This is a genomic window from Streptomyces sp. NBC_01546 (assembly GCF_045208355.1).
Lineage (GTDB): Bacteria > Actinomycetota > Actinomycetes > Streptomycetales > Streptomycetaceae > Streptomyces.
This window is the reverse complement of sequence record NZ_CP109380.1, coordinates 215183-226458: the sequence shown is the minus strand read 5'-3', so window position 1 is coordinate 226458 and position 11276 is coordinate 215183. Positions and strand designations below refer to the sequence as shown.

Here is an 11276-nt window from a genome sequence, read left to right as displayed (position 1 = left end):
GTTCCTTCCGGGAAGTGCGGGGTGTGGAAGCTTCTAGAGTTCGAGGAGGGCGTCGAGCTCGGCGCCGATCTCGGCGACCGAGCGGGCCGGCGCCGGCGCGGCCGGGTCCGGTGAGGCCTCCGGTTCCGGCTCCGTCCCGGACTCCGCTCGAGCGATCCCCATGCGCCGCATCAGCAGCTCCGCGATGTCGGCCGGGGTCGGGTGGTCGAAGGCGAGGCTCGCGGGCAGCGGCACCTCGGCGGCGTTCGCGAGCCTGCGGCGCAGCTCCATGGCCATCAGCGAATCGAGGCCGAGGTCCTTCAGTACGGCCTTGCTCCTGAGCCCTCCGGGCCCGGGCAGCCCCAGGACGACGGCGGCCTCCTCCAGGACCAGCCTGGTGACCGAGGCGGCCTGCTCCTCGGGCGTCCGGCCCTCCAGACGCTTCCGCAGCCCGCCGCCCGCCGGGTCCTCGCCGGCGCGGCGCAGCGCCGGCCGGACCAGTCCCCGCAGCAGCGCCGGGGGTTCGCCGTCCAGCGCCGCGAGGTCGAGCCTGACGGGGACGAGGTTGCCGTCCGGCGAGCGCAGTGCGCGGTCCAGCAGCCGCAGGGCCTTGGCGACGGGCAGCGGTGCGATGCCCTGCCTGCGCAGGCGTCCCAGTTCGGCCTCCGTGAGGTGTGCGGTCATGCCCGAGCCCGCCTGCTCCCACAGCCCCCAAGCCAGGCTGGTCCCGCCGCTGCGGGCGGCGAGGGCGTCCAGGTAGGCGTTGGCCGCCGCGTACGCGCCCTGCCCGGCGGAGCCGAGGGTTCCGGAGACGGAGGAGAACAGCACGAACGCCGACAGCCCCAGATCCGCGGTGAGTTCCGCCAGGTGCGCGGCCCCGTCGAGCTTGGGGGCCAGCACCGTGCGCAGACGTCGCTCGTCGTAGTCGAGCAGCAGGCCGTCGTCGAGGACGCCGGCGAGGTGCAGTACCGCCGACCAGTCGCCCGCCGAGGACAGTACGCCGGCCACCTGGGTCCGGTCGGAGACGTCACAGGCCAGCACCCGGACGGATCGCGCACCGGCCCCGGTCAGTTCCGCGACCAGGCTTCCGGCATCCGGGTTCCCGGGGCCGCTGCGCGAGGTCAGCACCAGGTCGCGGACCCCGTGCTCGGTCACCAGGTGCCGGGCGACCGCCCTGCCGAGTTCGCCGGTGCCGCCGGTGACCAACACCGTTCCGTCGGCCACGGAGCCGGCGCCGGCCGCGGCGCCGGCCGCACCGGCCGTACCGACCGCACCCGCCGCGGTCAGCCGGGGCGCGAGGAACTCCCCGCCCCTGACGGCGAGTTCGGGCTCGCCGGACACGGACAGCGCCGACAACAGGGTGGGGGCGTCGATCCGGTCGCAGTCGACGATCCGGAGGGCCGCCTCCGGGTGCTCGCGCCGCGCCGCCCGCAGCAGCCCCCACAGGGGGGCCTGGGCGAGGCCGCGCACCCGGTCCCCGGGGCGTGCGGCGATGCTGTCCCGGGTGATCCACACGAGCTCGAGGCCCCTGCGGGGCACCAGTCGGCGCAGCAGGTCCAGCGCGTGTGCGGCCGACTCGTGGGCGGCGGCGACGCCCTCGGCGTGCGCGGTGGCGTCGATCAGGATCCGGCGCGGGCCGTCTTCCGTGACCGTCTCGGACGGCGTCACGCCGAGGGCCTCGGACACCGGGCCGCTGCCCAGGACCCGGACCGGCTCCGCCACCGCGGGCACCTGCGGCACGGGCCGGAAGGCCACGCGGTAGAGGTCGGGAACGGTGAGCGCGGCACGCAGCAGGCCGGCGCTGACCGGACGCAGCCGCAGGGCGCCGACGTACGCCACCGGCGCCCCGGCGGGGTCGGTGATTGCGGCCCGGATCCCGTCGTCGCGGACGTCGACCCGGACGCGGAGCTCGGTGGCTCCCGTGGCGTACAGGCGGACGTCGGTGAACTGGAAGGGGAGCTGGGCCTCGGCGGAGGCCGGGACCGCCGCGCGCATCACCTGGAGGGCCGCGTCCAGCAGGGCCGGGTGGACACCGAATCCGCCCGGCTCGCCGGCCGGCAGCCGGACCACGCCGCAGGCCGTCCCGCCCTGCCCGCGCAGTTCGGCCACGCCGTGGAAGGCGGCGCCGTAGTCGACGCCCTGGGCGGCGAAGCCCTCGTAGAAGCCGGCGAGGTCCACGGCGGGCAGCGCGGGCACCGACCAGTCGGTGGGCTCCGGACCGAAGGCGTCCACCAGCACGCCCTCGGCGTGGGTGCTCCAGGTGCCCGTGCCCTCCGCCTTGCCGTGCAGGGTCACCGGTCGCCGTCCGCCGTCGGCGGGGCCGATCCTGACCTGCACGTGTACCGCGTCCTCCAGGACCATGGGCCGCGACAGGGTCAGCTCGCCGACGCCGGCCGCTCCGGCCTGGCCGGCGCCCGCGAGGACCATGTCCAGCAGCGCGGTGCCGGGGACGACGACGGTGCCGAAGACCACGTGGTCGGCCAGCCAGGGCTGGGACGACGCCGACACCCGGCCGGACAGCACCCAGCCGCCGTCGGCCAGTTCGGTGACCTCGGTCAGCCACGGGTGCCCGGCTCCGGAGCCGGAGCCGTCCGGCCAGAAGCGCTTGCGCTGGAAGGCGTAGGTGGGAAGGTCGACGCGGCGGCGGCCCTCGCCCAGGAGCGGGGCCCAGTCCGGCCCGGCACCCGCCGTGTGCGCCCTGGCGACCGCGAGGGTCAGTGCCTCGGGACCGGACCGGTCGGCACGCTGGGTCGGGACCACGACGGCGTCGTCGCCGTCGAGGCAGTCCTCGATCATGGCGGCGGGCGTTCCGTCGGGGCCGATGTCGAGGAACCGGGTGACGCCTTCGCCGCGCGCGGTACGGATCGCGTCGGCGAACCGGACCGGCTGCCTCACCTGGCGCACCCAGTGGTCGGGACCGCAGTCGGTGACGGTCCGCCCGGTCAGGTTCGTCACCAGCGCGATGCGCGGCGGGTGGAAGGTGAGCCGCTCGGCCACGCTCCGGAACTCGTCGAGCATGCCGTCCATGTGCGCGGAGTGGAAGGCGTGGGACACGTTGAGCCGCTTGGTGCGGCGTCCGGTGAACCGCCCGGCCACCTCGGCCACGGCGTCGGCATCACCGGCGATCACCACGGACCGCGGGCCGTTGACCGCGGCGAGGTGCACCCGCGCGGACAGCAGCGGGGCCACCTCGTGCTCGCCGGCCTGGAGGGCGAGCATCACGCCGGTGTCCGGCCGGGCCTGCATCAGCCGGCCGCGGGCGGCGACCAGCGCGCAGGCGTCCTCCAGGGAGAGCACGCCCGCCACGTGTGCGGCGGAGAGCTCGCCGACGGAGTGTCCGAGCACCAGGTCCGGCGTGAGCCCCCAGCTCTCGAGGAGCCGGAACACCGCCACCTCGAAGGCGAACAGCGCGGGCTGGGTGAACTCGGTGCGGCGCAGCGCGTCCGGGTCGTCGATGACCTCGGCGAGCGGACGGCGCAGGTGCGGGTCGAGTGCGGCGCGGATCTCCCGCCACGCGGCGTCGAACACCGGGTACGCCGCGCGCAGATCGGCGCCCATGCCCGCACGCTGGGTTCCCTGCCCGGCGAAGACGAACGCCGTCCGGCCGTCGTCCGCCGAACCCTGCACCACGGACGCCGAGGACGCCCCGTCGGTGATCGCGCGCAGCCCGGCGAGCAGGTCGCCGGTGTCGCGGCCGACGACGACGGCGCGTTCCCGGAAGGAGGTGCGCGAGGTGGCCAGGGAGAACGCCAGGTCGGCCGGGTCGGTGCCGGGGTGCGTCCCGACCCGGACGGCCAGCCGGGACGCCTGCTCGCGCAGGGCTTCCGGGGTCCGCGCGGACAGGGTCCAGGGCAGCAGGGCAGGACGGGGGCCGGCGGCCGGTTCCTCGGCCCCTGCCGGCGGTTCCTCGGCCCCGGCGGCCTGTTCGAGGATCAGGTGTGCGTTGGTGCCGCTGATGCCGAACGAGGAGACGCCGGCCCGCCGCGGGCCGTCCGCGTCCCAGGCGACGGGGTCGGTGACGAGCCGGAGGGAGCCCTCCGACCAGTCGACGTGACGGGAGGGGGTGTCGGCGTGCAGGGTACGGGGCACTGTGCCGTGGTTCATGGCCAGCACCATCTTGATCACGCCGGCCACGCCCGCCGCCGCCTGCGTGTGCCCGATGTTGGACTTCACCGAGCCCAGCCACACCGGCCGTCCGGAGGCGCCGTAGGTGGCCTGCAGTGCGCGTGCCTCGATGGGATCGCCCAGCGTCGTGCCGGTGCCGTGGGCCTCCACGACGTCCACGTCGGAGGCTTCGAGCCCCGCCGCGGCGAGAGCCTTGCGGATGACCTGCTGCTGGGCCCGGCCGTTGGGCGCGGTGAGCCCGTTGGACGTGCCGTCCTGGTTGACGGCCGAACCGCGGATCACGGCCAGTACCGGATGCCCGTTGCGCCGTGCGTCGGACAGCTTCTCCAGCAGCAGCAGTCCGCTGCCCTCGGACAGTGCCGTGCCGGAGGCCCCGTCCGAGAAGGCGCGGCACCGTCCGAGGGGGTCGAGGCCGTGCTGCCGGCTGAATCCGACGAACAGTCTCGGTGTGGCCATCACGGTGGCGCCGCCGGCGACGGCCATCGCGCACTCGCCCCGCGACAGGGCCTGCGCGGCGAGGTGGATGGCGACCAGCGAGGCCGAGCACGCGGTGTCCACCGTGACCGACGGCCCCTCCAGGCCCAGTGCGTAGGAGACGCGGCCGGAGACCACGCTGGCGGCGCTTCCGGTGAGCCCGAACCCCTCGGAGCCGTGCGGGGTGCCCAGCGAGGCGTAGTCCTGGCCGTTGGTGCCCAGGTAGATCCCGGTATCACTGCCCTTCAGCGCGGCCGGTGCGATCCCGGCCCGTTCCAGCAGCTCCCAGGACCCCTCCAGGAGGATCCGCTGCTGCGGGTCCATGGTCAGTGCCTCGCGGGGGCTGATCCCGAAGAACTCCGGGTCGAAGTCGGCGGCGGCCACGAAGCCGCCTTCGCGGACGTAGCTCGTACCGGGGTGGTCGGGATCCGGGTGGTACAGCGCGGACAGGTCCCAGCCCCGGTCCTCGGGGAACGGCGTGATGGCGTCCCCGCCGTCGGCGAGCAGCCGCCAGAAACCCTCCGGGTCGCGTACTCCGCCGGGGAACCGGCAGCTCATGGCGACGATCGCGATGGGCTCGCCGGCGCCGGCCTCGGGGGCGGCCGCCGGGGCGGCCTCGGGGGCGGCCTCGGGGGCGGCCGCCGGGGCGGCGGTGGCGGTACGGGCGGCCGGGGCGGTCTCCCCGGCGGCCGGGTCGGGCTCCTCGTGCAGGTACGCGTCGAGGATGTGCGCGGCGACCTGCGCGGGCGTGGGGTGGTCGAAGATCAGCGTGGTGGGCAGCCGCAGGCCGGTGACCGCGCCCAGCCTGTTGCGCAGTTCGACGCCGAGGACCGAGTCGAAGGCGAGTTCCCTGAAGGTCCGCTCGACGTCCACCGCCTCCGGCGTCGGGTGGCCGAGCACAAGGGCGGTCTGCGCCCGGACCTCCTCCCGTGCGGCGCGCATCCGGCCGTCCGCGGGGAGTTCGGCCAGGCGCCGCCGGAACGCGGGCTCCTGGACGGCCGAGGCGTCCCGGCCGTCGGGCAGGTCGGCCAGCAGGGCACTGGGGCGGGTGGCCGTGAACACCGTGCGGAACCGGTCCCAGCGCACGTCCGCCACGGTGACGCAGGGCTCCGCGGACGCCACGGCCCGGTCCAGGGCCAGCAGGGCCAGATCCGGTGCCATCGCGGGTACGCCGTGGCGGTCGAGGACCTCCTTCACCGGCCCCCGCGCCATGCCGTCGCCGGCCCACGGGCCCCAGGCCACCGAGGTCGCGGGCAGCCCCTGGCTGTGGCGGAGCGCTGCCAGGCCGTCCAGATAGGCGTTGCCGGGCGCGTAGTTGCCCTGGCCCGGGACGCCGACGGTCGCGCCCCACGAGGAGAAGAGCACGAACGCGTCCAGTCCGGGGGCGAGTTCGTGCAGGTTCCAGGCTCCCTGCGCCTTCACCCGCAGCGCCGCTTCGACCCGGTCGGGGGTGAGGTCCTGGACGAGCCCGTCGTGCAGGGCTCCGGCGGCGTGCACCACCGCGTCGGGCCGGGTCCGCTCGACGAGCCCGCGGACCGCTTCCCGGTCGGCGACGTCGCAGGCGACGATCTCGACGCCTGCCCCGAGCCGCTGGAGATCGGCGGTGAGGGCCCGCGCCCCGGGGGCGTCCGGCCCGCTCCGGCTGACCAGCACCAGGCGTTCGGCGCCCTGACCGGCCAGCCGGCGCGCGACCTCGGCGCCGAGCGCGCCCGTTCCGCCGGTGATCAGCACCGTCCCCGTGGGGCTCCAGCCGCGGGCCGGACCCGCGGCGGCGCGGACCAGCCGGCGGCCGTACGGTACGGAACCCCGGATCGCGACCTGGTCCTCGCCGTGGTCGCCGGTGAGCACCCCGGCCAGTACCCCCGGGTCGTACGCGGAGGACAGGTCGATGAGGCCGCCCCAGCGCTCGGAGTGCTCCAGGGCGACGACCCGCCCCAGCCCCCACACCAGCGACCCCTCCGGGTCGACCGCCTCGTCCGCGACGGCGGCGGCGTCCCGCGTCACGCACCACAGCGGGGCGCTCACGCCGGCGTCCCCCAGCGCCTGCACGGCGGTCAGGGTCGCCGCGTAGCCCGCGGGAACCCCCGTGTACCCGGTGTACGGCCCGTCCTGCGCCGCCGGCAGGCAGAGCACGCCGTCGCAGGCCGTGCCGCGCAGCCGCGCGGCGAGCGCACCCCGGTCGAGGCCGGGTTCGAGCTCCATGAGGGTGACGCGCAGGCCCTGTCCGGTCAGGGCCCCGGCCACCGAGCGCGCCCAGGCGTCGCCGGCGGGCGCGAGGACCAGCCAGTCGCCCGGGCGCACCGCCGGTCCGGGAACCTCCTTCCAGGCGGCCTTGTACTCCCAGCCGTCCACGACGGACTCCGAGGTGCGCCGCCTGCGCCAGGAGGCCAGGGCGGGCAGGACGGGGGCGAGGGCGTCCCGGTCGAGGCCCAGGGTGCGGGCCACCCCGTCGAGGTCCTCGCGGCCCACCGCGTCCCAGAACGGCGCGTCCTGCGCCGGCCCGCCGCCGTCCGCCGCGCCGTCGATCCAGTACCGCTGGTGCCGGAAGGGGTACGTGGGCAGGTCCACGGTGTTCGCCCGCTCGAAGGCGCGGCTCCAGTCGACGTCCACCCCGGCGGCGTACGCCTCGGCCAGGGCCGTCAGGAAGCGGTCGCCCTCCTGCCTGCGCAGCGTTCCGACGGTGCGCACCTCGGCGCTCTCCTCCACGCCCATGGTGAGCACGGGGTGGGGGGTGCACTCGATGAACACGCTGCGGCCCTCGGCGGCCAGCTCGCGCACGCACGCGTCGAGTTCGACCGTGGAGCGCAGGTTCCGGTACCAGTAGCCCGCGTCCAGGGTCGCGGTGTCGATCCGGCCGACGTCGACGGTGGAGAAGAAGCCCGCAGCCCCGGGGCGTGGCCGGATACCGGCCAGGTCGGTCAGGATGTCCTCGCGGATGGCCTCCACCTGCGCCGAGTGCGAGGCGTAGTCGACCGGGACCCGCTTGGCGCGGATCCCGGCGGATCCGCAGTGCGCGAGCAGTTCCGCGAGCGCCTCCGGGCTGCCGGAGACCACCGTGCTGCGGGGCCCGTTGACGGCCGCCACCGACAGCCGGTCCGGCCACCGCTCGGTCAGCCGCAGCGCGTCCGCCCGCGAGCACACCAGGGAGACCATGCCGCCCCGGCCCGCCAGACCGCGGCGGATGGCCCGGGCCCGCAGCGCCACCACGGCCGCCGCGTCCTCGAGCGACAGCGCGCCGGACAGGCACGCCGCGGCGATCTCGCCCTGCGAGTGCCCGAGCAGGACGTCCGGGTCGACGCCGAAGTGCTTCCACAGCCGGGCCAGGGACACCATCATCGCCCACAGGGCGGGCTGTACGACGTCCACCCGTTCCAGGGCGTCCGCGTTCCCGATCACCTCGGTGAGCTTCCAGTCCACGAACGGTCCCAGCGCCGCCTCGCACTGCGCGAACCGTTCGGCGAACACCGGTGAGGAGTTAAGCAGTTCCGCGGCCATGCCGGCCCACTGGGCACCCTGTCCGGCGAACATCAGCACCGGGCCGCGCCCGCGGCCGGATCCGACGACCAGGTCCGGCACCTGGGCTCCCGACGCGAGCGCCTCCAGCCCCCGGCTCAGCTCCGCGGTCTCCCGTCCGAGCAGGACGGCCCGGTACTCGTGGTCGGCGCGGGTGGTGGCCAGGGAGAAGCCGACGTCGGCGGCCGACAGGCCGGGGTGCGCGGCGAGGTGGGCGCGCAGCCTGCCGGCCCGTTCCCGCAGGGCCTCTTCGGAGCGCGCCGACAGCACCCAGGGGATCCGCGTCCGCGCGGCGGGTTCCCGGACCTCGGCGGCCCGCGCCGGCGGCGGCCCGGCCAGCGCGAGGTGGGCGTTGGTACCGCCGTAGCCGAAGCTGCTGACTCCGGCCAGGCGCGCTCCCTGGGGCCACGGCTGCCGGTCGGTGACCACGGCCAGGTTCGCCGCGTCGAAGTCGATGTCCGGGTTGGGCCGGCGGAAGTGCAGGCTGGGGGGCAGCTCGCCGTGGAAGAGCGCCAGGGAGGTCTTGAGTACGCCGAGCACTCCGGCGGCCGGTTCGAGGTGGCCGAAGTTGGTCTTGGCCGACCCGATCCGCAGCGGCTCCCCGGTCTTCCTGCCGTCGCCGAACACGCTGCCCAGGGCCGCGGCCTCGATCGGATCGCCCCGGCGGGTCCCCGTGCCGTGGGCCTCCACGTACGACACCAGGCCCGGGTCCGTTCCGGCCTCCCGCCAGGCCGAGCGCAGCACTTCGGCCTGCGTGTCGGCGCTCGGGGTGGCCAGGCCGTCGGTGGTGCCGTCGTTGTTCACGGCGCTGCCGCGGATCACCGCGTAGATCCGGTCGCCGCTGCGCCGGGCGTCGCCGAGCCGGCGCAGGACGACGACGCCGCAGCCTTCGCCCCGTACGTACCCGTTGGCGTCCGCGTCGAAGGCGCGGCACTGCCCGTCGGGGTTCTGCGTGCCGAACTTGGACATCGCGACGGTGGTGTGGGGGTGGAGGATGAGGCTGACCCCGCCGGCCAGCGCGAGGTCCGACTCTCCGGAGCGCAGGCTCCGGACCGCCTGGTGGATGGCGACGAGGGACGAGCTGCATCCGGTGCCGACGGACATCACCGGGCCGCGCAGGTCGAGGGCGTACGCGATGCGGGCCGGGATGATCGAGGTGTCCGTGCCGATGGCGGTGTGCGTGCGGATCTCACCGGCGGACGCCCCGGTGGCCAGGTGGTACTCCTGCCACATGGTGCCGAAGAACACGCCGGTGGCCGATTCGGCGAGCCGGTCGGTGCGGATCCTGGCGTCCTCGACCGCGGCCCAGGCGACCTCCAGGGCCACCCGCTGCTGCGGATCCATCTGGGCGGCCTCGGTGGGCGAGATGCCGAAGAACGCGGCGTCGAACCCCGCGACGTCGTCCAGGAACCCGCCCCAGCGGGTCGTCATCTTGCCGGGCGCCGAGGGGTCGACGTCATGCCAGTCATCGGCTCTCCACCGCTGCGGGGGGACCTCGCCGATGGCGTCGATCCCGTCCAGCAGGCCCTGCCAGAGCGCTTCGGGGGAATCGATCCCGCCGGGGAGGCGGCAGCCGAGTCCGATGATGGCAATGTCGTCGGCGTTCATCACGCATCCTCACTTGGGGCAGGTGAAAGGCACGGTGGTCCGCGCCGGCGGTGCCGGGGTCCGGGGGCGGCCGCTGCCGGCCACCCGGTCCCTACGCGGTCTCGTCGAGGCTGATCGCCTGCGAGGGGCACACCCGCACGCACTCCTCGACGCTGTCCCACAGTTCCTCGGGCGGATGCGCGCTGAGCAGCACGACCGTCCCGTCCTCCCGGCTCTGGTCGAACACCAGGGGCTCGGTCAGCGCGCACATGCCCGCGCCGCAGCACTTGTCCGTGTCGACGTCGACCCTCATCGCCGTCACCAGCCGACGGGCAGGCGCCGCACGCCGTACATCGACGACAGGTGGGTCGTCTCGATCTCGTCGGGCGCGGCGGCCAGGTGCAGGCCGGGGAACTCGCGGATCAACTGGCCGAAGGCCACCCGCATTTCGACCCGGGCGAGCTGCTGTCCCACGCACTGGTGCACGCCGTAGCCGAAGCCGAGGTGCCGGCCGGCGCTGCGGGTCAGGTCGAGCGCGTCCGGGTCCTGGAAGGCGTCGCCGTCGCGGTTGGCCGCGGACAGGGCCACGGTCACGACCTCGCCCGCCCGGATCCGCCGGCCCTCCAGCTCGACGTCCTGCGTGGCTCCGCGGATGATGCCGAACTGGACGATGCTCAGGTAGCGCAGCATCTCCTCGACCGCGCCGTCGATCAGGGACGGGTCCTTGCGCAGCAGCGCCAGTTGCTCCGGCCGGGAGAGCAGCAGGTACGTGCCGAGTCCCAGCATCTTCGCGGTGGTCTCGTGGCCCGCCGTGAGGACGAGCATCGCCGAGCCCGCGGCTTCCTCGTCCATGAGGTCGGACGCGGCGACCCTGCTCAGCAGGTCGTCCTGCGGCCGCTCGCGCTTGAGGCGGACCAGCCGGGTCAGGAATTCCGCCATCAATTGAAATGCTTCCACGACCTCGTCCATCGAGCGGTCGTAGTCGAGCATGGTTTCCGAATGCCGCTGGAAGAACGCGTGGTCCTCGTACGGAACACCCAGCAGCTCGCATATCACCAGTGAGGGAATCGGCAGGGCGAATTCGCGCACGAGATCCACCGGCGGTCCGATATCCCGCATCGCGGCTATCCGGTCCGCGGTGATCCGCTCCACCTTCGGTTCCAGGTTCCTGGTCCGCCGTACGGTGAATTCACCGGTGAACAGCTTCCGGAACCGGCTGTGCTCCGGGGGGTCCATGAAGATGAAGACGCCCGGCCTCGTCGGCCCCGGGGCGCCCTCCCCCACCGCCATCCGGCGGTGTTCTCCGCGTGAGCTGAACCGGGGGTCGTTCAGGACGGCACGCGCGGCGGCGTACCCGGTGACCAGCCAGCCGTCGGTGCCGTCGGGGTAGGCCAGTCTGCTCACCGGGTGCTCGTCCCGCAGCTCGGTCAGCTTCGGGGGAGGGCTGAAGGGGCAGGTGCGCTCGGTGGGGAACGCCACCGGCTGCAGATCGGTCCTGGTCAAGTCGACTCCGTGGTTGTAAGGGCCTGTTCGGCCGGCCCAGGCGGAACCCCGCTCGGAGGACATGCGGTCACGCCCGGCCGCGGAAACGAATTCCC

3 protein-coding genes are annotated in these 11276 nt (G+C 74.8%); all 3 read right to left on the bottom strand.

The window, feature by feature from the left end:
* Positions 1-33: 33 nt before the first annotated feature.
* The 3 genes from OHA89_RS39785 to OHA89_RS39775 all read right to left on the bottom strand — a co-directional run bounded on the left by OHA89_RS39785 (position 34) and on the right by OHA89_RS39775 (position 11181).
* A complete protein-coding gene (locus OHA89_RS39785; protein WP_331761763.1) occupies positions 34-9699 on the bottom strand; it encodes a type I polyketide synthase in 9666 nt (3221 codons plus the stop codon).
* A gap of 91 nt (positions 9700-9790) precedes the next feature.
* A complete protein-coding gene (locus OHA89_RS39780; protein ID WP_215143689.1) occupies positions 9791-9991 on the bottom strand; it encodes a ferredoxin in 201 nt (66 codons plus the stop codon).
* 5 nt (positions 9992-9996) lie between these two features.
* Positions 9997-11181, bottom strand: a complete 1185-nt coding sequence (locus OHA89_RS39775) for a cytochrome P450 (RefSeq protein ID WP_331761760.1) — start codon at positions 11179-11181, stop codon at positions 9997-9999.
* Positions 11182-11276: the final 95 nt, after the last annotated feature.

Excerpts from the sequence above, each read along its gene's own strand:
- OHA89_RS39780 (WP_215143689.1), bottom strand. The coding sequence starts at position 9,991 with ATGAGGGTCGACGTCGACACGGACAAGTGCTGCGGCGCGGGCATGTGC.
- OHA89_RS39785 (WP_331761763.1), bottom strand. The coding sequence starts at position 9,699 with ATGAACGCCGACGACATTGCCATCATCGGACTCGGCTGCCGCCTCCCC.